The organism is Allosphingosinicella sp., assembly GCF_036387615.1.
GTDB lineage: Bacteria > Pseudomonadota > Alphaproteobacteria > Sphingomonadales > Sphingomonadaceae > Allosphingosinicella.
The window spans coordinates 1-20,533 of record NZ_DASVTH010000026.1 but is presented as its reverse complement, the minus strand read 5'-3'; the positions used below and the strand labels follow the sequence as shown (position 1 = coordinate 20,533).

25 protein-coding genes are annotated in these 20,533 nt (G+C 66.1%); 6 read left to right on the top strand and 19 right to left on the bottom strand.

Annotation, left to right across the window (positions count from 1 at the left end):
- Positions 1-148 precede the first annotated feature (148 nt).
- From VF631_RS04080 to VF631_RS04070, 3 genes are read left to right on the top strand one after another with little or no spacing between them, the layout of a single operon-like run.
- Positions 149-2,059, top strand: a complete 1,911-nt coding sequence (locus VF631_RS04080) for a potassium transporter Kup (protein ID WP_431848997.1) — start codon at positions 149-151, stop codon at positions 2,057-2,059.
- A gap of 2 nt (positions 2,060-2,061) precedes the next feature.
- On the top strand, positions 2,062-2,820 hold the full coding sequence (locus VF631_RS04075; RefSeq protein WP_431848996.1) for a TorF family putative porin: 759 nt from the start codon (positions 2,062-2,064) through the stop codon (positions 2,818-2,820).
- 28 nt (positions 2,821-2,848) lie between these two features.
- Positions 2,849-3,310, top strand: a complete 462-nt coding sequence (locus VF631_RS04070) for a hypothetical protein (protein WP_431848995.1) — start codon at positions 2,849-2,851, stop codon at positions 3,308-3,310.
- On the opposite strand, the gene VF631_RS04065 is transcribed toward VF631_RS04070, so the two are convergent.
- Positions 3,311-3,916 carry a 2-hydroxychromene-2-carboxylate isomerase gene (locus VF631_RS04065; protein ID WP_431848994.1) on the bottom strand — a complete coding sequence of 202 codons (606 nt, stop codon included), beginning with the start codon at positions 3,914-3,916 and terminating at the stop codon, positions 3,311-3,313.
- 11 nt (positions 3,917-3,927) lie between these two features.
- Positions 3,928-4,671 (bottom strand): SDR family NAD(P)-dependent oxidoreductase, encoded by a 744-nt coding sequence (locus tag VF631_RS04060; protein WP_431848993.1) that lies wholly within the window; start codon positions 4,669-4,671, stop codon positions 3,928-3,930.
- 77 nt (positions 4,672-4,748) lie between these two features.
- Here VF631_RS04060 and VF631_RS04055 point away from each other — a divergent pair, with 77 nt between their 5' ends.
- Positions 4,749-5,207 carry a winged helix-turn-helix transcriptional regulator gene (locus tag VF631_RS04055; RefSeq protein ID WP_431848992.1) on the top strand — a complete coding sequence of 153 codons (459 nt, stop codon included), beginning with the start codon at positions 4,749-4,751 and terminating at the stop codon, positions 5,205-5,207.
- A gap of 160 nt (positions 5,208-5,367) precedes the next feature.
- Here the strand turns inward: VF631_RS04055 and arsB are convergent, their stop codons facing one another.
- The 4 genes from arsB to VF631_RS04035 are packed head-to-tail and all read right to left on the bottom strand — an operon-like array spanning position 5,368 to position 7,649.
- Complete coding sequence (gene arsB / locus VF631_RS04050) at positions 5,368-6,435, bottom strand: ACR3 family arsenite efflux transporter (protein WP_431848991.1); 1,068 nt, start codon at positions 6,433-6,435, stop codon at positions 5,368-5,370.
- Positions 6,428-6,835: an arsenate reductase (glutaredoxin) gene (gene arsC / locus VF631_RS04045; RefSeq protein WP_431848990.1), complete on the bottom strand. Its 408-nt coding sequence runs from the start codon at positions 6,833-6,835 to the stop codon at positions 6,428-6,430. Before arsC ends, arsB begins: the two co-directional genes overlap by 8 nt.
- Complete coding sequence (locus VF631_RS04040; RefSeq protein ID WP_431848989.1) at positions 6,832-7,302, bottom strand: ArsI/CadI family heavy metal resistance metalloenzyme; 471 nt, start codon at positions 7,300-7,302, stop codon at positions 6,832-6,834. Before VF631_RS04040 ends, arsC begins: the two co-directional genes overlap by 4 nt.
- Positions 7,299-7,649 carry an ArsR/SmtB family transcription factor gene (locus tag VF631_RS04035; RefSeq protein WP_431849001.1) on the bottom strand — a complete coding sequence of 117 codons (351 nt, stop codon included), beginning with the start codon at positions 7,647-7,649 and terminating at the stop codon, positions 7,299-7,301. Before VF631_RS04035 ends, VF631_RS04040 begins: the two co-directional genes overlap by 4 nt.
- A 203-nt stretch (positions 7,650-7,852) precedes the next feature.
- Here VF631_RS04035 and VF631_RS04030 point away from each other — a divergent pair, with 203 nt between their 5' ends.
- The gene (locus VF631_RS04030; RefSeq protein WP_431848988.1) at positions 7,853-8,461 is read left to right on the top strand and encodes a DUF6088 family protein; all 609 of its coding nucleotides are present in this window, start codon (positions 7,853-7,855) and stop codon (positions 8,459-8,461) included.
- Positions 8,454-9,518: a nucleotidyl transferase AbiEii/AbiGii toxin family protein gene (locus VF631_RS04025; RefSeq protein ID WP_431848987.1), complete on the top strand. Its 1,065-nt coding sequence runs from the start codon at positions 8,454-8,456 to the stop codon at positions 9,516-9,518. The genes VF631_RS04030 and VF631_RS04025 overlap by 8 nt, the downstream gene beginning before the upstream one ends.
- 99 nt (positions 9,519-9,617) lie before the next feature.
- Here the strand turns inward: VF631_RS04025 and VF631_RS04020 are convergent, their stop codons facing one another.
- The 13 genes from VF631_RS04020 to VF631_RS03960 form a co-directional block, all read right to left on the bottom strand.
- A complete protein-coding gene (locus VF631_RS04020) occupies positions 9,618-10,043 on the bottom strand; it encodes a hypothetical protein (RefSeq protein ID WP_431848986.1) in 426 nt (141 codons plus the stop codon).
- A 293-nt stretch (positions 10,044-10,336) separates the two neighbouring features.
- Complete coding sequence (locus VF631_RS04015) at positions 10,337-10,567, bottom strand: hypothetical protein (protein ID WP_431848985.1); 231 nt, start codon at positions 10,565-10,567, stop codon at positions 10,337-10,339.
- A gap of 4 nt (positions 10,568-10,571) precedes the next feature.
- Positions 10,572-10,793 carry a DUF2274 domain-containing protein gene (locus VF631_RS04010; protein ID WP_431848984.1) on the bottom strand — a complete coding sequence of 74 codons (222 nt, stop codon included), beginning with the start codon at positions 10,791-10,793 and terminating at the stop codon, positions 10,572-10,574.
- Between the two features lie 3 nt (positions 10,794-10,796).
- Complete coding sequence (locus VF631_RS04005; protein ID WP_431848983.1) at positions 10,797-12,005, bottom strand: TrbI/VirB10 family protein; 1,209 nt, start codon at positions 12,003-12,005, stop codon at positions 10,797-10,799.
- Positions 12,002-12,994 (bottom strand): P-type conjugative transfer protein TrbG, encoded by a 993-nt coding sequence (trbG, locus tag VF631_RS04000; RefSeq protein WP_431848982.1) that lies wholly within the window; start codon positions 12,992-12,994, stop codon positions 12,002-12,004. The genes VF631_RS04005 and trbG overlap by 4 nt, the downstream gene beginning before the upstream one ends.
- Positions 12,991-13,830, bottom strand: a complete 840-nt coding sequence (gene trbF / locus VF631_RS03995; RefSeq protein WP_431848981.1) for a conjugal transfer protein TrbF — start codon at positions 13,828-13,830, stop codon at positions 12,991-12,993. The genes trbG and trbF overlap by 4 nt, the downstream gene beginning before the upstream one ends.
- A gap of 2 nt (positions 13,831-13,832) precedes the next feature.
- Positions 13,833-15,143 (bottom strand): P-type conjugative transfer protein TrbL, encoded by a 1,311-nt coding sequence (trbL, locus tag VF631_RS03990; RefSeq protein WP_431848980.1) that lies wholly within the window; start codon positions 15,141-15,143, stop codon positions 13,833-13,835.
- Between the two features lie 111 nt (positions 15,144-15,254).
- On the bottom strand, positions 15,255-15,995 hold the full coding sequence (trbJ, locus tag VF631_RS03985) for a P-type conjugative transfer protein TrbJ (RefSeq protein ID WP_431848979.1): 741 nt from the start codon (positions 15,993-15,995) through the stop codon (positions 15,255-15,257).
- A 1-nt stretch (position 15,996) separates the two neighbouring features.
- Positions 15,997-18,393 carry a conjugal transfer protein TrbE gene (trbE, locus tag VF631_RS03980; protein ID WP_431848978.1) on the bottom strand — a complete coding sequence of 799 codons (2,397 nt, stop codon included), beginning with the start codon at positions 18,391-18,393 and terminating at the stop codon, positions 15,997-15,999.
- A complete protein-coding gene (locus VF631_RS03975) occupies positions 18,387-18,659 on the bottom strand; it encodes a VirB3 family type IV secretion system protein (protein WP_431848977.1) in 273 nt (90 codons plus the stop codon). The genes trbE and VF631_RS03975 overlap by 7 nt, the downstream gene beginning before the upstream one ends.
- Positions 18,656-18,988 carry a TrbC/VirB2 family protein gene (locus VF631_RS03970; RefSeq protein ID WP_431848976.1) on the bottom strand — a complete coding sequence of 111 codons (333 nt, stop codon included), beginning with the start codon at positions 18,986-18,988 and terminating at the stop codon, positions 18,656-18,658. Before VF631_RS03970 ends, VF631_RS03975 begins: the two co-directional genes overlap by 4 nt.
- Before the next feature lie 11 nt (positions 18,989-18,999).
- Positions 19,000-19,980, bottom strand: a complete 981-nt coding sequence (gene trbB / locus VF631_RS03965; RefSeq protein ID WP_431848975.1) for a P-type conjugative transfer ATPase TrbB — start codon at positions 19,978-19,980, stop codon at positions 19,000-19,002.
- Positions 19,977-20,381 carry a CopG family transcriptional regulator gene (locus VF631_RS03960; protein WP_431848974.1) on the bottom strand — a complete coding sequence of 135 codons (405 nt, stop codon included), beginning with the start codon at positions 20,379-20,381 and terminating at the stop codon, positions 19,977-19,979. The genes trbB and VF631_RS03960 overlap by 4 nt, the downstream gene beginning before the upstream one ends.
- Positions 20,382-20,533 lie beyond the last annotated feature (152 nt).

Here is a 20,533-nt window from a genome sequence, read left to right as displayed (position 1 = left end):
CGGCTTGCCACCCGTTCGCTCCTGGCGTCGAGCCCAGCGCATCCGACCTTTACGGAATCCTTATGCACCCACGCATGCTTCACATGGAAGCTTTACGCGCTTGTGGCTGAGAAGCGACGACCTCTTCGACGATGTAAAAGGTTCAACAATGGCCGCCGATACGCCTGCCTCCGACGTCTCACGCCCTGCCGAACCTAACCCGCCGCGGGAGAGAATGCCCGCATTGGCACTCGGCGCGATCGGCGTCGTCTTTGGCGATATCGGAACCTCGCCCCTCTACGCACTCAAGGAATCTTTTGTAGGTCCGCACCCGCTTGCCGTCGACGCCGCCCACATCTACGGCGTCCTGTCTCTGATCTTCTGGTCGCTGACGCTGATCGTCACGATCAAATATGTGTTCATCATCCTTCGCGCTGACAATCGCGGCGAGGGAGGTTCGCTTGCCTTGCTCGCTTTGCTGTCCCGCAAGCTGCCGGGCAGCCGACGCGCAAAAAGCATGGTCCTGCTCGGCGTACTCGCTACAGCGTTATTCTACGGCGATGCCATCATAACTCCAGCCATCTCGGTGCTTTCGGCCGTTGAAGGACTTATCGTCGTCCAGGCCGGGCTGGAGCCACTGGTGCTTCCGATCTCGATCGGCATCCTGGTCGGACTTTTCTTCATTCAGTCCCACGGCACCGCCAAGGTGGGCGTAATCTTCGGACCAGTGGTGCTCATCTATTTTGCGACGCTGGCGTTCCTCGGCATCGCCAACATCATCGCGCATCCCGAAATTCTGGGCGTCGTCAACCCTGTGTGGGCGGTCAATTTCTTTGCGCTCGACCCCGGTTTAGCGTTTTTGGCGCTCGGCTCGGTGGTCCTCGCCGTTACCGGGGCCGAGGCGATCTACGCGGACATGGGCCATTTCGGCCGCCGTCCTATAGCCTTCGCCTGGCTCTGGGTCGCATTTCCCTGCCTGCTGCTCAATTACATGGGGCAGGGCGCGCTGCTGCTCGACAGCCCGGAGGCTGCCGCCAATCCGTTCTACTTGATGGCGCCAGAGTGGGCGCGCCTGCCCCTCGTCGCAATTGCCACCATGGCCACCATCATCGCCAGTCAAGCCGTTATCTCTGGCGCCTTTTCGGTAACGCAGCAGGCCGTCCAGCTTGGATTCCTGCCCCGCTTCAACATCCGCCACACCAGCGAAAAGGCCCACGGCCAAATCTACATCCCGGCGGTCAATTGGGCGATGCTGATCTTGGTGATAGCCCTTGTCCTGATGTTCCGTCAGTCGACGAACCTCGCCTCAGCCTACGGCATCGCTGTCACTGGCACGATGTTTATCACCACCTGCATGCTGGGCCTGCTTCTGTTCAGCGTCTGGCGCTGGAACAAGTGGCTCGCCGGCGGCGTCACCTTGCTGTTCCTGCTCATCGATGGCACCTATTTCGCGTCAAACCTCGCCAAGATACCGGACGGCGGCTGGTTCCCTCTGGTCGTCGGGGCGGTCGCTTTCACCCTGCTCACCACCTGGGCTGCGGGGCGCAAGCTGATGCGCGCGCGGATGGACGAAGGGGCGATGCCCCTGGAGGTTTTCATCCAGTCTGCCACCGGCTCGGCCGGGCGCGTGCCCGGCACCGCGGTGTTTCTCTCTTCGTCACCGGAAGGCGTACCCTCCGCGCTCCTCCACAACATCAAGCACAACAAGGTTCTGCACGAACGTGTTTTGATCATGACTGTGGTCGTGGAGCAAGTGCCGCACGTGCCGGAGGAGCAACGGGTGGACGTCGTAGAGGCGGGAGGCGGCTTCTTCCGGGTCACTCTGCGCTACGGCTTCATGGAAGAAGTGGACGTACCCGCGGCGCTGCGCACCCTCGACAGCTGCGGAGCGAAGTTCAAGATGATGGATACCAGCTTCTTTCTAGGCCGGCAGAAGCTGATCGCCTCCTCTCGGCCGGGAATGGCGCTGTGGCGCGAAAAACTGTTCGCGTGGATGATGCGCAATTCCGAAAGCGCCATGCAGTTCTTCAAGCTCCCGACCAACCGGGTCGTCGAGCTCGGCAGCCAGCTCGAAATTTGAGCATGATGCGATCCGCCTGCGCCCTTGCCGCCTGCTGGTGGTTGCCGCTCTCAGTCCCGGCGGCGGCAAGCCCGGCATCTGCTGCTGAAGTTTTGCCGCCAGTGATTGATGTCGCCGGCAGCATTGGCATTGTCACCGACTATCGGTTCCGCGGGATATCTCTGTCCGACACGCATCCGTCCGTCCAAGGCAGCATCGTCGCCACTCACCGGTCGGGGGCTTATGCGGGCATCTCCGCTTATACGTTAAACGGCTTTGGAGAGCTTGGTGGCTCTAATCTGGAGTTGGACCTATATGCAGGCTACCGGCACAACATCGGGCCGGTTACCGTGGATGCGGGTCTGCTCTACTACGCCTACCCGGGATCATCGGGCGGATCGTATGAATTTATTGAGTCCTATGCGAGCCTATCGGCACGGATCGGACCGGCGACTGCGAAGCTGAGTGCGGCTTATTCGCCGCCCCAGGACGGGCTGAACGGCAACGGCAATCTGTATTTGGCCGGCGAAGTCGCGCTGCCGATCCGCAGCACCCCCGCAACGCTGAGGGGGCGCCTCGGCCGCTCAAGCGGCGACACGCCGCTGACGCCTGGGGGGCTTTATCATGAATGGCTGGTCGGGGCCGACTATGAGCTGGGACAGGTAACGCTCGGCGCGGCGATCACGGGTACGGACATCGCGGCAGCGGAGGCCCGCGCCGCCGGTGCCCGGCCGCGGGACACTCGCCCGACCCTGTCGCTCACCGCTGCTTTGCGGTTCTAGAGCGGCCATGACGCTTTGCTCGCCGTGCTTGATCGCGTCGAAGAACCCCGCTCCTCAGCAGATCCTGTTCTGCGGCTTTGGGCAGGTGTCGGAAGCTTCCGCACAGGCCTTTATTCGGCGACGGTTTCCGGTCGATCGCCTGAGCGCTTTGACTGACAAAGCGTGCCGGTACGATGCAGCACGTGCGCTCGGCGTCGACGCCACGCAAATCAAGGCTCTGACCGCCGCCAGCATCGTCGATCATGTCGGCTCAGGGACGGCGCAGCTGATGGTCGATGTTGGTGACGACACTAGGCTGGTGCGCATGCTCCTCCTCCTGAAGCAGCATCGTCCGGAGATGAAAGTCGCGGCCGTGGCAGTCGACCCTAGCGTGAGCCGCACACTTTCGCTGCACGGAATGAGCGACCTTGTGTGCATTCCGCAGCTCGCCGGGTTGTTGCTCGCGCAGAGCGTGATCCAGCCCCCGGCAAAGCCACGTAGACTTCAATAGTCAGGCGGAACGGCGAAAGATTTCCTCCTCCACGTCGCGAAGCCTGTCCTTGCCGAAAAACAGTTCATCCCCTACCAGAAAGCTGGGAATGCCGAAGGCGCCGTGCACATAAGCCTCCTGCGTTCCCGCGGTGAGGCCGTCCTTGATATCCTGCTCCTGGGCGCGGGCGACCAGCCTTTCCGACGGAAGCCCCGCCTCCGCCAGCACCTGCATCACCACCGCCGGGTCGTCGAGCTTGCACGATTGTTCCCACATCGCCTGGAACATTGCTTCGACGTAGGGCTCGAAGACATCCTCCGCCTGCGCGGCTACCGCGCCCCGCATCAGCACGAGCGTATTCACCGGGAAGTTCGAATTCATTCGGAATCGCGAGAGCTGGTGCTTGGCGATGAACCGCTCGATCTCCCGCCGCTCATAGGCCAGCTTGTTGGGAACGTTGCCGAACGCGACCATCGGCGCCAGGTTGCCGCTGAGCTTGAAGAGACCGCCCAGCAGCACCGGTACGTAACGAAAGCGCGCGCCCGTCCGCGCCTCGATCCCGGGAATCAGCCGGTGCGCGAAATAGGCATTGGGGCTGCCGAAGTCGAAGTAGAAGATTGCGTCCATGGCTTGGCTCCTCACCAGTTTTCACCAAATGGCCTAAGATCCAGCTCGTGCGTCCAGGCATCGCGGGGCTGGCGGTGAAGCTGCCAATAAGTCTCGGCGATCGAGGCAGGGTTCATGAGCATGTCCGGGGGTATGTCCGCCGCCGCCTCCGTTCCGATGGCGCCGGCGATGCGCTCCCGCACCCAGGCGGTATCGACTCCGGCATCGATGACTAGATGGGCGACGTGGATATTCTGCGGAGCCAACTCGCGCGCCATGGACTGGGTCATCGCTCGCAGCCCGGCTTTGGCCGAAGCGAAGGCCGCATAACCCTTGCCGCCGCGAACAGATGCGGTGGCGCCGGTAAAGAAGATCGACCCGCGCCCGTGTACAAGCATTCGCCGGGCCGCTTCCCGGCCGGTAAGGAAGCCGGCGTAACAGGCCATTTCCCAGACCTTCCTGAACACCCGCTCGCTTGTATCTAGCAGCGGGAACTGGACGTTCGCGCCGATGTTGAAGATGCACGCCTCCAGCGGTACGTCCCCGTCCGCAGCGTCCAAGAAGGCGGCGACGGACTGCTCATCCCGCGCGTCGAGCGAATGGGCGCGAAAGGCACCACCTGAATCAGCGATCTCGACTTGAAGGGTGGTGAGCTTCTCGGCCTGTCGGCGTCCGCCGTGCACTCGATAGCCTTCGGCCGCGAAGCGCCGAGCAATTGCCGAGCCGATGAAGTCGCCAGCCCCGACGATCGCGACGCTGCTATTCTTGCTCTCCACCAACCCATCTCCATCGAACTCAATCAGCCGCCGACTAAGTCTTGAAAAGGAACTGTGTCAATGGCAGAGCTGCGAGGATGAAGTGGAGCGCGCTGGCATCTGAAAATTGTTCGCTTGCGCGGGCGCTGTCGGTGATCGGCGACCGCTGGACTCTTCTGATCCTGCGCGAAGCCTTTTTGAAGGTCCGTCGCTTTGACGATTTCCAGTCGCGACTCGGCATCGCCCGCCGCGTCTTGGCCGAGCGGCTGGCGGGCCTCGTTGCCGATGGCATCTTTGCGAAAACAGGCTATCAGGAGCGGCCGGCTCGCTTTGAATATCGGCTGACGCAGAAGGGACTGGATCTCTATCCGGCCATTCTCGCTCTGGTTCATTGGGGCGACGCCTATTGTGCGGGGACACAAGGGCCGCCCGTCGTCCACCGCCACAAGGCCTGCGGCCGCGACTTTCGGTCGGTGCTCGCCTGCTCCGAATGTGGCGAAGCGCTGGAGGCACGCGGCGTGGACGCCCGGAGTGCAGATGCCGAAGTTCTCGGTTAGCGGCGAAGCATGCCCACTCAATCTTCGCTGCATGCACTCGTCACGCCCCCGAATGGCAGCTTTCGGTGGCGGTCTTACCCAGGGCAAGTGACCGGAAGTGGCGCATAGCGGCCGCGCCCCGCATCGGCTTCTGCCGAAAGCAGGAGGTCCACCCTTATGTCTAGGCCAGCTCTTCCTGCCGTTCGTACCAGCCTCGCGACCGCTTCACGATCGCTACGACGGAGAGCATCACCGGCACCTCGACCAGCACACCGACCACGGTTGCGAGAGCCGCGCCGGAATCGATGCCAAACAGGGAGATGGCGGCGGCGACTGCGAGCTCGAAGAAGTTCGAAGCTCCGATCAGCGCTGCCGGTGCCGCTACGCACCAGGCCACTCCAAACCTGCGGCTGAGCCAGTAGGCCAGGCCGGCGTTGAAATAGACCTGGATGAGTATCGGCACGGCCAGCAGTACGATCACCAGCGGCTGCGCCAGGATCTGCTCCCCCTGAAAGCCGAAGAGCAGAACGAGGGTTGTGAGCAGGGAGACGAGGGATATCGGCCCCAGCACGTGCAGCAATCGATCGAGGGCTGGCTTTCCGCCGCTGGCGAGCACGCCCGCGCGAACCAACTGCGCAATCGCAACGGGGATCATGATGTAGAGCACCACCGAGAGCAGGAGCGTGTCCCAGGGCACCGCGATCGATGCCACGCCCAGGAGCAGCCCGACGATGGGCGCAAAGGCGAACACCATGATGAGGTCGTTCAGCGCAACCTGACTGAGCGTGTAATTGGGTTCGCCGTCGCACAGATTCGACCAGACAAAGACCATCGCAGTGCACGGCGCCGCGGCAAGGAGGATGAGGCCGGCGATGTAGGAGGGTATCTCGCCGGGCGGCAGCAGCGGCGCGAAGAGCCAGCCGATGAAGAACGTGCCCAGCGCCGCCATCGAAAAGGGCTTCACCGCCCAGTTGATGAACAATGTGACACCGACGCCTTTCCAATGCTGGCGAACCGATCCGAGCGCGCCGAAGTCAATCTTGAGCAGCATCGGGATGATCATCAGCCAGACGAGCACCGCAATCGGCAGGTTGACGCGGGAGATCTCGGCGGAGGCGATCGCGGCGAACGCGCCCGGTAGTGCCGCCCCGAGGCCGATCCCCGCAACGATACAGAGCAGCACCCAGACGGAAAGGTAGCGCTCGAACAGCGACATTGCGGGCCGCGCCGCCAATTCGGCGTCAGCCATTGGCCAGCACCACTTCGCCGTCTTCCTTGACGAAATCGCCGGAAAGCGCCCGGTCTAGGAGCGACAGCACCTCTTCGGACGGGCGGCAGAGCCTTGCGCCCTTCGGCCCCACCACGATCGGGCGGTTGATCAGGACCGGGTGCTCCATCATCGCATCGAGGAGCTGGTCGGCGGTAAGCGAGCGGTCGCCCAGGCCAAGCTCCGCAAACGGTGTGCCTTTCTCCCGAAGCAGATCGCGCGGCGCGATGCCCATGCGCTTTATGAGCGAGACCAGCTCATCACGGGTGGGCGGCGTTTCGAGATAGTGGATGACCTCCGGCTCCACCCCGGTCGCGCGGATCAGCGCCAGGGTGTTGCGGGAGGTGCCACAAGCCGGATTGTGGTAGATCGTGACGCTCATCCGCAGCAGCTCACTGCCTTTGCAGGCATCGCCGGAGCGCAGCACGCGCCCTCGGCGGCATTGGCGGACAAAGCCTCCAGCGCGGGGCTGTCTCCGTAGACGGTGGCTTCGCCGTTGGTGAGGAAGGCCTCCCACACGACGCCGTCGGGATCGGCGATCCAACTCTTCTCCGATTTGGCGTAGCAGCAAGTGGTCGCGCCTTCCTCCAGGACAGGCCGATCGGCCGCCTTGAGCCGGCCATAAACCTCGCTGAGCTCCTCGCCGGTTTCGACCTGGATGCCGAGATGCTCGATCCCCGTGGCGGCGTGGTTGCCAGACGAGATCGCGAAATTGACCCTTGGATCTTCCAGCATCCACTTTGCATAATCCTGCTTCGTCACGGTCGGCTTGGCGCCGAACAGGGTCGAGTAGAAGCCTATGGAGCTGTCGAGGTCGGTGACGCCGACGTGAACATGCAGGCGCTTCATGCGGAAATCCTTTCGCGAGGTTTCGCGGCAGCCTCGCCGCGTTGATCGGCTGGGGCGCAGGTCGCACCTCCGCAGCAATTCTCCATTAGGTAGCCGACCAGTGCATTCATTGCCGCATAGTCGGCCGTGTAGATCAGGGAGCGCCCCTGCCGCCGCTGCTGGATCAGGCCGGCGCGGGTGAGGTGGGCCAGATGGAAAGACAAAGACGAGTTGGGAACGCCGAGCTCCTCGGCGATCGCGCCCGCAGGCATGCCCTCGTCACCGGCCTGAACCAGCAAGCGAAACAGAGCCAGCCGATGCTCTTGGGCGAGGGCGCCAAGCGCTTCAACGGCAGACGGCGAACTCATTTCCATAAGAGTCGAATTATCGAGGCGGTTGAAGCGGGTCAAGCCATGTTTTGATGATTGTCGAATGATAGGCTAAATCCAAGCGATCGTCCTATGATAAGCTAGCTTGCAAACTCCGCCTGCCCGGCTGCCTTACACCTATCAGAGGCAGGGTAGCTTGTTAGAAATAACGGTGCTATTATCTAACAAGAAAGGAGCAGCTCATGTCTGCTATGGCCGATAAGATCATGAAGCGCGTCCGCGGCAAGGGACGCGGCTGGGTGTTCACGCCCAAGCATTTTATCGACTTCGGCTCGCGCGGCTCGGTGGATGTCGCCATCTCGCGCCTGGTGAAGTCCGGGCTGATCCGCCGGCTCGGTCGAGGCCTCTACGACTATCCCCGTCAACATGACAGGCTCGGCGTCCTGACTCCCGACTCCGCCACCATTGCCGATGCCATTGCAACCCGGACTGGCGACAAGCTGGCGCCCTCGGGTGCGGCGGCGGCCAACAAGCTCGGGCTGTCGACCCAGGTGCCGGCACGGGCGAGCTTTGCGACCAGCGGCCGCTCGCGCGTCGCCAAGGCCGCAGGCCGCAGCGTGACGCTCCGCCACAGCCGCGCACCGGTTCTCGACCATGCGTCCGACACCGCAAATGCGGTGGTGCAGGCGCTCGCCCAACTCGGGAAGGCCCAGGTCGATACGGACGTCATCCACCGGCTTGCCACGCGAATCGATGATCGAGCCTTGAAGCAGCTGCTTAAGGCCCGACCCTCAATGCCGGGGTGGATGGGTGACGTCATCCTGAAGATCGGCAGCGCGCACAATGGATGACTTCGCCCGCCTGGGCGCAGGCGAGCGCCGAGTCTTCATCGAGGAAGCCGCGGCGCAGCGCGACCTCACGACGATCGTTATCGAAAAGGATTTCTGGGTCTGCTGGACGCTCAGGCGCCTTGGCGCCACGCCCGACCTCAAGGGCCATGTCACCTTTAAGGGCGGCACCTCGCTTTCTAAAGCTTATGGCATCATCCAGCGCTTCTCCGAAGATATCGACCTGACCATCCGCCGGACGGCGCCGCTGCTCGACAACGTCGCATCACCAATGGAAGCCGGGATCGGCTCCAATGAACGCCAGCGCCGCACGAAGGCGCTGAAAAAGGCGGCTCAGGAATATGTCGCGACGATCGCGAGGCCGGCGCTGAGCGCGGCGGTCGAGGCCGAGCTGGGAAAAGACGGCTGGAGCATCGAGCTCGACCCCGAAGACAAGGACGGTCAGACGCTCCTGTTCAACTATCCGCGTACGGGAGCCTACGCCGCCGGTGATTACCTACCTGCAGATTACGCCGCCGACGATGAGGCGGGCTACATCAAGCCGAGGATCAAGCTGGAATTCGGCGCGCGCGGCGATCCCGATCCGTTCGAGGATCGCGTGATCCAGCCTTATCTGGCCGAGCAGTTTCCCGAAGCGCTTCCTGACGCACAGACCTCGGTCGAGACGCTCAGCGTCGAGCGGACCTTCTGGGAGAAGGCAACCATTCTCCACGCTCTCTATCATGGCGGCAAGATGCGCGATGGTTTGTCGCGGCACTATTACGACATGTTGATGCTGGACCGTGCCGGCGTCACCGCCTTGTCCCTGGCCCAGCCCGGGCTGCTGGAGCAGGTCGTGCGCAACAAGAGCGTGATGTTTGCGGATGCCTCGGCATCCTACGCGACGGCGGTGCTCGGCACGTTGCGGCTCGCACCTTCAGACCAGATCCAGCAGGCGCTCGCCGCCGACTATGCGGCGATGGCTGACATGTTCATGGTCGCGCCGACTGCCTTCAAGGAACTGCTGGAAGGACTGACCGACCTCGAGGCACGCATCAACGAGGCCGGCAAGGCAGCCTGAGCCCACGTAAGAGCGCCCAGGCCGAGATCCATTCACCTGCAACCGAACCAAGCCGCCGCCCGCGACGCCCGGAAGCGTGCGGGGGCGGTGGTTCGGATCCTAGCTGCCGACGCGACGTGTCAGGCGCTTCGCCACTGCTCCCTGTCCGATCACAGGAAGCCGCCGCTGGCTGGATCGAGGCAGCGCAGGGCGCGCAAGCGCGCCCACTTTTCGTCCATCGACTTCAACTTCGATGAGGCCCCGGCGCAGAAGCTGCGCGGTCGCCAACAGGAACATGGCGACCTTGGCGCGGCCCTTGATCTCGAACAGGTGCCACTCCTGCGCCACTGCCGCTTCGTCCGTGAAGTCGAGCAGTCCGCCAAACCCCTTCCTGCACGCCGCCTGCAGCGCGCGCTGAACCAGCCACCGGGTGTAAGGAGGATCCCTGCGGTCGAGGACCCGATGCCACACTTTGTGGATCGGCCTTCGCCGCAGCCACAGCTCGGTCAGGCCGGCCGGAACCGGCAATTGTCGTCTTTTCTTCATTGGCTTACTCCCGTGCCCAGCTGTCTATCGGGAGGTTCGTGGGCGCGCCGAAACCTCCCCCGAAGCCACCATGGCTACGGGTTCGGTCAGCGGCCGCTCGTTTCGAGCGTTCAGCTCCCGCATATTCTGCAGGGCGACACTTGGTGCGGCGCGCGAGCGCCGCGTGTCCTGACGGCCGGCATGACGCCGGTTAGCTCCCCAATGGCACGATCGGGCGCTGAAGTCGAGGCGGAGGGTCGGGTGAATGCCGGCTGATTTTTGAACGGCCCGCGCCGGGCAATGGAATGGTCGCCCTACCAGAGAGCACGAGAGTCCAGCCATCGCTGAACCTCGGCGAGCCTGAACCGAGGGCAGCGCCGATACTTGCTGCCGCCGCTCCCCAACTCATACTCGCGCGGAAATCCTGATGGTCGGCGCCGGCGCAGCCGGTCGATCTGGCGCCGCGACAGGCGCGCCAGCTGCGCGAACTCTTCAACGGTGATCATCGCGGCGCTGCCGATCGCGCTCGAACGAAGGTCGTTCATTGAGTCAGCCGCCCTGTTCGCGGCGCCGGCGTGCGAATGCCCTGTCGCCATCGAGGAAGCTCGCCAGCATGGCGGGAATGAGGTCCTGGACCGGCTCCGTCTGGCCGTAGGTTTCCTGATACAGTGCGGCGTAATCGGCCAAAGCCTGGTTGAGATCCGGGGAGACGCTGATCGTGATCTTCACCGGAGTTCGGTCGGGCAACTTGGGCAGTCGAAGCTCGGGCATGGCTCAACCCCTCCACGGCCGAAGAACGAGATCCTTGTGGATCACGGCTCGAACTGGCCAGCCGGGTCTCACCGCGATGGTCGGCTGGACGTCCAGGTTGCGGCGGGTGATCTGATCGCCCGCCCGGCTGGCATTTTGCTGCGTCGATTCCCGGATCGCCTGCACCAGATCGCTCTCGCCGCTGCCGAGGCTCACCTCGGTGCCGACCCCGAGCAGGGTCGAGAGGGCAATGCCCTGCAGCAGTCGCCAGGTATGGAAGTCGACGCGATCCTCGACTCCGGAATAGCCGGACAGATCGGTCGCGGGCGCATTGTCCAGGCGGATCGACGCCCCATCCGGAAACACGATACGCTGCCAGACCAGCAGAGCCCTTCGCTGCCCGAACGCGACCTGGCTGTCATAGCTTCCGATCAGCCGCGCGCCCTGCGGCACCAGGATCGTGCGTCCGGTGGCGCTGTCTCGGACGTTCTCGGTCACCTGGGCGATCACCGTCCCCGGCAGGTCGGAGTTGAGCCCGGTGAGCAGGCTCGCCGGGATGATCGTTCCCGCGCTCAGCGTCCACGGCGAGGGCGCGGCGCGAAGCGGATGAGGACTGGTCTCGCCAGCTTCCGGAATCCTGCCGCCCCGCAGGATCGGCTGTTCCCCTGCCGCGGCACGATCGGGCGTAGCGGATGCGATGCCCGATACGGAGCCAGCGCTTTCCTGCTCGGGCCGACCGCCGTTCTGCAGCTGGACGATCACGCCCGAGGATCGAGCCGCCTCGCGTGCTGCCGCGAGGCGCTGGCGTTCCGCTTCGATGGCCGCCTGGGCAGGATCGGGTCCAGCCGGCGGGGTCGCCTCGGCCGCCGGGGGAACCGGCTCCGCCAGGCTTCGCTGATGCTCCAGGATCGGCCGTCCGAGGTCGCCCGGCAAGGGCGGCCCGAGCCGCGGCACCTGGCCATAGCTGCTCGGCGCGTTGGCGAGCGCTTCCGGCGCCGCCTTGCGAAGCGGGTCCCCTGCGCCGTCGCCCTCCGCGACGAGCCGGAAACTGGCCGGCTCGAGCGCAAACCAGGTCACCGTCACCAGAGCGGCCGCCACAACGCCCGTGATGCCGATGATGAGCCCGCGCCTGAACCGAACCGCGGGACGGGGTGAGCCCCGCAACACCAGCGTTTCGGGGTCCTCCTTCTGAGGGGCGGCGGGTGCGTCCAAGCGAGACGCAGCGTCGCTCATGACGACCTCCCGCGGCGGCGCTGCCGCGCGGCACCGGCACGGACGATGCGAACGACCTGCTGGCGCCGTTCCCCGAGCCGAAGCTCGGCGGCGGCGAACAGGCGATCGACGACATAATAGCGGCCGCGCAGGCGGTAGTTGACGAGCTCGCTGCGCCCGCTCGTCCCCTGGACGAACAAAGGCGGCGCCTCGCCCTGCGCGAGGCTCGAGGGAAACTCGATGAACACCTGTGTGCCGTCGTCGAAAGCCCGAACCGGTCGCCACGGAGGATCATCGCCCTCGATCGCATAGCTGAAGTTGAGCCTCTCGACCGCGACGCCCTCGGCTGCCGGAGCGCCGCCGCTCTCGTCTCCGCCGCGCCGGACCGCCAGCAACGCGTCGTTCGGATAGGTCCAGGAGATGCTGGCCATGGCGGTCCGGGCGGTGCTCTCGACCTGCACATGGTAAACTCGCCGGTCGGTGGTGATGACGAGGTTCGTGCGCAGGCCGGTCGCCGACGGCTTGACGAGGATATGCGTCCGACGCCCCGCGCCGCTTCCGCTGGTCGTGTCACCGATGACCCAGCGGACCGTGTCGCCGGCGGCGACCGAGATCAGCGCCTCTCCCGGCTGGAGGGCGATCTCGCTCACCCGCTCGGGCGCCGTATAGAGGCGGTAGAGCGCGCCTTCCGACCAGGCGTAGACCTGAACCGCGTTCACATAGCTTTCTCGGCTCGGCTCGCGCGTTGCGTCGCGGTTCGCCGCCTCCACCCGCGCGGCAGGCGCGCCGGCGGCGCGGCTCCGGCCGCGCGACGGCGGCGGCAGGCGCTGGTCCTCGGCCAGTGTGAGTTGTGCGGGCGGCACCGTCCTCTCCGGCGGCGGTTCCGGCACCAGCGCCGCCGGAGCGAAGCCGGCAGCAGGAGCCGCAGCCGCGGTTTCGACCCGGTTGCCTCCGCCACAGGCGGCGAGGCTGAAGGCGGAGGCAAGGCTCAGGAGAACGGTCTTGTTCATTGGGAGGTCCTTTCGGAAAGCGCAGGCGCGGGTTCGGCAGGCGGCGCGAGGTTGGGGTCGAGCGGCGAGCCAAGCGGCACCGCAGTCTCGGGCGCAGGTGCAGGCGACGCGGTCGCCGTCGAAGACGGGGAAGCCGGTGCGGCCGGAGCCGGCACGTCGAGTTCGCGCGACCAGTCGATTGCATCGACGTAGAGGCCGAGCGGGTTCTTGCGGAGCGTCTCGGCCGACGAGGGAGGCCGCACGACAATCGAGAGGATCGCGGTCCAGCGGGACGTGCCGGCCAAGCTTCCCCGCTCGAAGCGGGTCTCGGTCCATTTGACCTGGAACGAGCGATCGGAGGCGCGGACGACGCTGGTGACCTGCACCGAAATGGTGCTGGTGCCGACCTGGCCGAAAGGATTGGCCGACCGCGCATGCTCGCCGAGGAACAGGCTCCCGCGCTCCGTCACGAAGTCATAGGCCGAGAGCCAGTTCTCCCGCATCAGCACCGGGTCGAGCGAGATCGAGCGCACGTTCGCCACGAACCGCCCGAGATGCCAGGCGATCTGAGGATCGGTCGGGCGATAGTCGCTGCCGACAGGCGCGACCGCCCGCGCCTCCCCGAGGCGATCGACCTCCACGACATAGGGGACTACCCGGCTCTGCATCGATTGCCAGAGCAAGCCTCCGGACAGGCCGGTTGAAAGCAGGAGCCCGCCAAGGGCCATCAGCCTCCAGTTGCGGGCCTGCGCGCGCGCGGAGCCGATCCGCTCGTCCCAAACCTGTCCCGCCCGCTGATAGGGCGTCTCCGGCTCGGGCGTCCGCCCGTAGCGCTGGACCGCGCGCCTGAAAATCATCTTCAATCCTCTCTTTCTTTGATGTCCGGAGTGGCGCCCGCGCCTCCGCGATCGCCTTCGCGAACGGCCTGGAGCGCCATGTGCCGATGGTGGCGGGCATTCTGTTGCGATCGCAGGCGCTGCGCCCAGGGTGGCGCGCCTCCCTCGGCTCCGGATCCGCCCGAGGCGGTGCCAGCTGACGGAGGAGACTTGGCGCCAGCGAACAAGGCGGCTCGCTGGCCGCGATCGGCCGCCTCGCCGAGGCCCCCGGCCCCGCTCAGGTTCTGGCGCGCCGCGCCGGCGCCGGCCCGGGCCATGCCGCTTAGTCCGGCGCCGACGCTTTTAGATCCCGATGTCTCCTGGCCGAGCCGGTAGGCGGTCGAGGCCGCGGCGCCCATCGAGGTGCCGGCGCGCATCGCGCCCATTGCGCCGCCGGCAAGCCCGCGCGCACCCGCCACGGCGGCGCCGCCGCCAACGGCGAGGGTTCCGACCGCCGCCGCGGTGGTTCCGACGGCGGCGCCGGCGCCGAGCTGCGGCGCGCCCGCCACGAGTCCCGAAGCGATGCTCGGGCCGAAGATGCCGAGCCCGAACAAGGCGAGGCTTCCAAGCACCAGGCTCATCGCCTGGGCGATGTCCGGCTCCTGCCCGTTGGCTGCGTTGACGAACTCGCTGAAGAAGCCCGAGCCGATGCCGACGATCACGGCGAGCACCATCACCTTGATGCCGGACGAGACCACGTTGCCGAGCACCCGCTCGGCAAGGAAGCTGGTCCGGTTCCAGAGCGCGAAGGGCACCAGCACGAAGCCGGCGAGCGCCGTCAGCTTGAACTCGATAATTGTGATGAAGAGCTGGATGGCCAGCACGAAGAAGGCGATGATGACGAACAGCCAGGCGATCATCAGCACCGCGTTCGTCAGGAAGTTCTCGAATAAGGCCACGGGGCCGAGCAGCTCGCTGACCTGCTCGAGCAAAGGCTGCGCGGCTTCGAAGCCGGTGCCGGCCACGAAGCCCGGCCGAAGCAGGTCATCGGCGCTCATCGTGCCGCCGCCGGCCGTGATGCCGAGGCCTGCAAATGAGCGGAAGATGATGTCGGCGAGCGTCGAGAAGCTGCCCAGGATCAGCGCGAAGGCGCCGACATAGAGGATCTTCTTCAAGAAGCGGCCGATGATGTCGTCTTCGCCGCCCATCGCCCAGAACAGGCCGGCAAGCGTGATGTCGATCCCGACGAGCACCGTCGTCAGGAACGCGACGTCACCGCCCAGCAGGCCGAAGCCGCTGTCGATATATTGGATGAAGGCCGCCATGAAGCGGTCGATGACGTTCAGATCGTCCATAGAGGCGACTTCCGCTCTTCGACAAAAAAAGGTGCCGCGGGACCTCGCGAGGGGGCATCGAAAGGCCCCGCGGCGGGCACGGCGCTTCTCGGCGCCTCGCCCATCTCGTGCTCAGTTCCGCGGCCGGGTGTAGGCCCTGCCGGAGCCGAGGAACCGGCGGGTCGCGGCGCGCCCGTCTTCCTCCGCCTGCGCCCGCCGCGAACGGTCGAGCGACTCGCTGCGGAACTCGGCGGCCATCAGATTCTGGAGCTGGAACTGCTGGCTGATGCTGAGCGCCAGCAGCTGGTTGGCCGCCTGCTGGGCCTGCAGGCTGCCGGCCGCGCCTTGGCTGCGGGCGACGATCTGCGCCAGCGCGCCTGCATCCTCGCGGACATTCTCGACCACCTGGGCCTGCACAGCCATCGCCTGCCGGTAGCCGGCGGTCGCGGCGTCGAGCCGGGCGCGCGCCTGCAGCACGCGCTGATCGCTCCTCAGAACGCGGTCCACAGTGCCGGGAAAGAGCCTGCGCACCCGCTCATCGAGCTGGTCGACCCGGAAGTCGATGCCGCGCGCCTGACCCATCAGGCCGTCGATCCGCTGCATGGCCGACGTGACCTGCTGGAGCTGCGGAAAGTCGATCCGCTCGAGGTTGCGCGCCATGTTCTGGAGCATGGTCGTCTGGTTCTGGAGGGCGCGGACCTGGTTGTTGATCTGCTCGAGCGACCGGGCCGCCTGGAGGAGGTTCTGGGCGTAATTGGCCGGGTCGTAGACGCTGAGCTGCGCCGAGGCGGGCGCCGGAGACAGCAAAGCGGCCGGGGCGGCGGCTGAGAGCAGCAGGACAGTCAGGATATTGCGGGCGGGCAAAAGGCGCATGTCATTCACTCCATGGTTGGGGGGCTGGAAAATCGTCGATCGCAGCGGCGGCCCAGTCGAGGCCGCTCATCTGAAGGAAGCGCCGCGCGAAGCCGGCCGCGCCGCCCTCGGCGAGGATGGATTCGATCCGCCGCTGCGCGTCCGGGTTCGAGGCGCCGCAGAAGGCGAGCGCGATCGAGCCTAGGCCGAGGTCGAACAATCGGTTGCCGCGGCGGGACTGAAGGTAATAATCGCGCTTGGGCGTCGCCCGGGCGATCAGCTCGATCTGGCGCTCGTTGAGGCCGAACCGTTCGTAAGCCTCGCGTGCCTGTGGCTCGACCGCCCGGTCGTTGGGCAGGAAGATGCGCTGCGGGCAGCTTTCGATGATGGCGGGCGCGATGCTGCTGCCGGCGATGTCCGCGAGCGACTGGGTCGCGAAGACGACCGAGACGTTCCGCTTGCGCAGCACCTTCAGCCATTCTCGGATGCGGGCAGCGAAAGACGGATTGTCGAGGAACACCCAGGCCTCGTCGAGGATGAGAAGGGTCGGGCTGCCGTCGAACGTCTCGTCCAGGCGATTGAACAGATAGGTCAGGACCGGAAGCACCGCGCCCGCCTGTCCCATAAGTGCCTCGGTCTCGAAGCATTGAAGCGCCGACACGCGAAGGCCGTCCTCCGCGGCATCCAGCAGAGCGCCGTAAGGGCCTTCCAGGGTGTAGGTCAGCAGGGCCGACTTGAGCGCGTTCGACTGCACCAGGAGCGACAGGCCGGTCAGCGTGCGCTCTTCGCGCGGAGCGGCAGCGAGGCTCCCAAGGGCCGACCACACGGCCTCCTTCACCTCGGGGGTTACCTGCACCTTCTCCTGCGCGAGCAGCGAGGCGATCCATTCGGCGGCCCAGCTGCGCTGCGCGGGTTCATCGATCCGCTCGAGCGGCTGGAAGGCGAGCCCCGCCTCCTCTCTATCGGCGCCGGTGCCAAGCGCATGGTGCTGGCCGCCCATCGCAAGTACGGCTGCCCGGGCCGACAGGCCCTTGTCGAAAATATAGACCTGCGCATCCGCATAGCGCCGGAACTGCATCGCCAGAACCGCCAGGAGCACCGACTTGCCGGCGCCGGTCGGCCCCACCACGAGCATGTGCCCGACATCGCCGACATGGGTCGAAAGCCGGAACGGAGTCGAGCCGCTGGTCTGCGCGAACAGCAAGGGCGGGCCGTCCAGATGCCCGTTGCGGGCAGGTCCTGCCCAGACGGACGACAAAGGCATCAAATGGGCGAGGTTCAACGTGTGAACCAGGGGCTGGCGGACATTGGCGTAAACATGACCCGGGAGGCTCGAGAGCCACGCCTCCACCGCGTTCAGCCGCTCGCGCTTGGCCGTGAAGCCGAGCCCGTTCACCACCCGCTCCACGGCCCTCATCTTTTCGTCGGCGGCGGCCGGATCGGCGTCGGCGACGGTGATTGTGGCGGTCAGGTAGCCGAAGGCGACATAATCCTGGCCGAGCGCCTGGAGCGCGAGGTCGGCATCCACCACCTTGTTGTCGGCATCGCTGTCGGTGAGCTGGACCGGCTGGTTGTACATCACCTCGCGCAGCAGCGCGGTCACCGATTTGCGCTTGTTGAACCACTGTCGCCGAAGCCTGGTCAGCGCGCGGGTCACCTCCGTCTTGTCCAGGGCGATGAAGCGGGTCACCCAGCGGTAGGCAAAATCCTGGTGATTGAGCGCGTCGAGGATGCCCGGGCGGCTCATCGCCGGGAAGCCGAGCACGGTCACCGTCCTCAAATGCTGATCACCGAGCATCGGCTCGAGACCGCCGGTGAGCGGCGTGTCGGCCAGCAGCGCATCAAGGTAGACCGGAGTCTCGGGGACCGCGACCCGGTGCCGCTTGGCCGAAACCGCGTCGTGAAGGAACGTGAGCGTCTCCTCGTCGTCCAGCGCCCGCACCTCCGGCATGAACCCGGAAAAGAGGTCGAGCGCGCGGTTCGTCTCGGCGACGAACTGGCCCAGCGCTTCGCGCCAGTCCCGGCCCTTCTCGCCGGCGCGCCGCTCGAGCAGGGCGCGTTCGGCGCTCGCCTGGCTGTCCGCGGGCGGAAGCCAGAGAAAGGTCAGGTGGTAGCGGGTCTCGAAATGCTCTGCCGTCCCCTCGAAGCTCGCCTGCCGTTCCTTGTCGACCAGCCAGGAGGCGGGATCGGGAAAGCGGCTCTCGGGATAGCCCAGCGCTTCGCGCCGCTCGGCGTCGAAGAACAGGGCCCAGCCGGACCCGAACCTCTTCAGCACATTGTTCACCCGCGCCGACGCCGAGACGAGCTCGGCCTCGGTCGCGTCCTTGTTGAGGACGACGCCCGGCGCGACCAGTGCCGCCCAGGGAAGATGATCGGCCAGCCGGTCGGCGCGGTCGCGATATTCGGCGATCCTCAGCATGACAGATGTCCCCGCTGGCGAAGATGGCGGGCGAGGACGGCGCCGAAGTCGGCGTCGCGCTTCGCAGCGAACACGGCGAGCGTATGGCCGAGCGCCCAGAGGACGAGGCCGGCGATCCACTGCTGGAGCCCGAGGCCGAGGGACGCCGCCACCGTGCCATTGAGAATCGCGATCGCCCGCGGCGCGCCGCCGAGCAGGATCGGCTCCACGAGCGCGCGATGGATCGGCGCCTCGAAGCCGTCGATATGCTGGCCCGCGATCGTCATGCGAGGAGCGCGCCGCCGCCGAAGCTGAAGAAGCTCAGGAAGAAGGACGAAGCGGCAAAGGCGATCGACAGGCCGAACACGATCTGGATCAGGCGGCGGAAGCCCCCGGCGGTGTCGCCGAACGCCAGCGTCAGGCCGGTGGTGATGATGATGATCACCGCAACGATTTTGGCCACCGGACCCTGCACCGACTCCAGCACGCGCTGCAGCGGTTCCTCCCAGGGCATTCCGGAGCCGGCCGCCTGCGCCTGCACGGCGACGAGGGCGGCGGCGACGGCGAGGCCGGCGACCAGGCTGCGGGCGGCACGGACAGGACGGGCAATGATCATGTTTCTTCTCCTCATGAGTGCGGGTTTTCGGGATTGAGGGGACGGAGCGCGTAGTCGCCGGCGGCATCGAGGCCTTCGAGGCATTCGATTTCGCCGATCCGGCGGGCAGTACCGCGCCCCTCGATGAAGACGATGACATCGATCGCATCGGCGATCAGTCGCCGCGGGACGGTGACGACCGCTTCCTGGATGAGCTGCTCGAGACGGTAGAGCGCGGACCTGGCACTGTTGGCGTGGACGGTGGCGATCCCGCCGGGATGGCCCGTATTCCAGGCCTTGAGCATGTCGAGGGCTTCGCCGCCCCTGACCTCGCCGACGATGATCCGGTCGGGCCTCAGCCGAAGCGTGGAGCGGACCAGATCCGCCATCGCCACCACGCCGGGGCGGGTGCGCAGCGCCACCGTATCCGGTGCGGCGCATTGCAGCTCGCGCGTGTCCTCGATCAGGATGACCCGCTCGTCGCGGTGCGCCATTTCCGCGAGAAGGGCATTGGCAAGCGTCGTCTTTCCAGAGCTGGTGCCGCCGGCCACCAGAATGTTGCGGCGATCCACCACCGCGAGCGACAGCAGCCGCGCCGCGTCAGCGGTCATGATGCCGTCGTCGACATAGTCTCCGAGCGTGTAGATCCGCGAGGCGGGTTTGCGGATCGAGAAGCAGGGACCGAGGGCTACCGGCGGTAGGAGTCCCTCGAACCGCTCCCCGGCCATTCCCTCGGCGTGCGGCGGAAGCTCGGCGCTGACGATCGGCGCGGCGCTGTGCACCTCGGTGCGGGCATGGCTCGCCACCAGCCGGATGATCCGCTCGACCTGCGCCGGCTCAAGGATATGCCCGGTGTCGCACCGCCCCTGGCCGAGCCGGTCGAGGCGAAGCGCGCCGTCCGGATTGACCATGACCTCGATCACGAGGGAATCGGACAGGGCAGCGGCGATGTGCGGGCCCATCGCGGTACGCAGCATCGCACGCTTACGGTCGCCGGCTTCGGAAGCGCTCATCGCTCGTCCTCCGGCAGCAGGGTGAGGCGGCCGCTCGCGAGCTGCTGGCCGACGCGCTGGACGAAAGCCGCGAAGCGGTCCCGCGCGACGGCGCGCGCCGCCTCGTCGCCTTCCGGAAGGGGCGCGTTCACCGCCAGCATGTAACGGACGAACAGTGCCAGGCTCTCGAGCTGGACGTGGCCGTCGCGCTCGATGCGCGCGAGCTGGTTCGACAGGCGGTCGAGCCGACGCGCGAAGCGCGCCTCCAGCTCGTCCGTGCCCTTGCGGTCGAGCCAGTTCGTCAGCGCCTCCGCAAGGATCTTCGACTTGGAGGCGCCCGGCGCCCCCGCGAGCGCCTCAAGACGGTCGCTCACCTCCTTCGGGAGGAAGAGCTGGTGGCGGACTTGGAGTGTGCGGGCCATCCGCGGCGCCCTCAGAAGCTCGGCATCAGGTCGGGACCTGAGCCTTCGGTGACGGCATGGGCGGCGACGATGGGCGACAGCCCCCGCAGTGGACTTAGGACGCGGGCGTCCGCGACGGGGTCGCCCTCCTCATCGCCGAGGCCGAGCGGATC

Coding starts and splice junctions, on each gene's coding strand:
- VF631_RS04015 (WP_431848985.1), bottom strand. CDS start 10,567: ATGAACGACCTTCGTTCGAGCGCGATCGGCAGCGCCGCGATGATCACC.
- arsC (WP_431848990.1), bottom strand. CDS start 6,835: ATGAGCGTCACGATCTACCACAATCCGGCTTGTGGCACCTCCCGCAAC.
- trbF (WP_431848981.1), bottom strand. CDS start 13,830: ATGATTTTCAGGCGCGCGGTCCAGCGCTACGGGCGGACGCCCGAGCCG.
- trbB (WP_431848975.1), bottom strand. CDS start 19,980: ATGAGCGCTTCCGAAGCCGGCGACCGTAAGCGTGCGATGCTGCGTACC.
- VF631_RS03960 (WP_431848974.1), bottom strand. CDS start 20,381: ATGGCCCGCACACTCCAAGTCCGCCACCAGCTCTTCCTCCCGAAGGAG.
- VF631_RS04010 (WP_431848984.1), bottom strand. CDS start 10,793: ATGCCCGAGCTTCGACTGCCCAAGTTGCCCGACCGAACTCCGGTGAAG.
- VF631_RS04035 (WP_431849001.1), bottom strand. CDS start 7,649: ATGAGTTCGCCGTCTGCCGTTGAAGCGCTTGGCGCCCTCGCCCAAGAG.
- trbG (WP_431848982.1), bottom strand. CDS start 12,994: ATGAACAAGACCGTTCTCCTGAGCCTTGCCTCCGCCTTCAGCCTCGCC.
- VF631_RS04075 (WP_431848996.1), top strand. CDS start 2,062: ATGATGCGATCCGCCTGCGCCCTTGCCGCCTGCTGGTGGTTGCCGCTC.
- VF631_RS03975 (WP_431848977.1), bottom strand. CDS start 18,659: ATGACGATCGCGGGCCAGCATATCGACGGCTTCGAGGCGCCGATCCAT.
- VF631_RS04040 (WP_431848989.1), bottom strand. CDS start 7,302: ATGAAGCGCCTGCATGTTCACGTCGGCGTCACCGACCTCGACAGCTCC.
- trbE (WP_431848978.1), bottom strand. CDS start 18,393: ATGCTGAGGATCGCCGAATATCGCGACCGCGCCGACCGGCTGGCCGAT.
- VF631_RS03970 (WP_431848976.1), bottom strand. CDS start 18,988: ATGATCATTGCCCGTCCTGTCCGTGCCGCCCGCAGCCTGGTCGCCGGC.
- arsB (WP_431848991.1), bottom strand. CDS start 6,435: ATGGCTGACGCCGAATTGGCGGCGCGGCCCGCAATGTCGCTGTTCGAG.
- VF631_RS04080 (WP_431848997.1), top strand. CDS start 149: ATGGCCGCCGATACGCCTGCCTCCGACGTCTCACGCCCTGCCGAACCT.
- trbL (WP_431848980.1), bottom strand. CDS start 15,143: ATGGACGATCTGAACGTCATCGACCGCTTCATGGCGGCCTTCATCCAA.
- VF631_RS04030 (WP_431848988.1), top strand. CDS start 7,853: ATGTCTGCTATGGCCGATAAGATCATGAAGCGCGTCCGCGGCAAGGGA.
- trbJ (WP_431848979.1), bottom strand. CDS start 15,995: ATGCGCCTTTTGCCCGCCCGCAATATCCTGACTGTCCTGCTGCTCTCA.
- VF631_RS04005 (WP_431848983.1), bottom strand. CDS start 12,005: ATGAGCGACGCTGCGTCTCGCTTGGACGCACCCGCCGCCCCTCAGAAG.
- VF631_RS04065 (WP_431848994.1), bottom strand. CDS start 3,916: ATGGACGCAATCTTCTACTTCGACTTCGGCAGCCCCAATGCCTATTTC.
- VF631_RS04055 (WP_431848992.1), top strand. CDS start 4,749: ATGAAGTGGAGCGCGCTGGCATCTGAAAATTGTTCGCTTGCGCGGGCG.
- VF631_RS04020 (WP_431848986.1), bottom strand. CDS start 10,043: ATGAAGAAAAGACGACAATTGCCGGTTCCGGCCGGCCTGACCGAGCTG.
- VF631_RS04025 (WP_431848987.1), top strand. CDS start 8,454: ATGGATGACTTCGCCCGCCTGGGCGCAGGCGAGCGCCGAGTCTTCATC.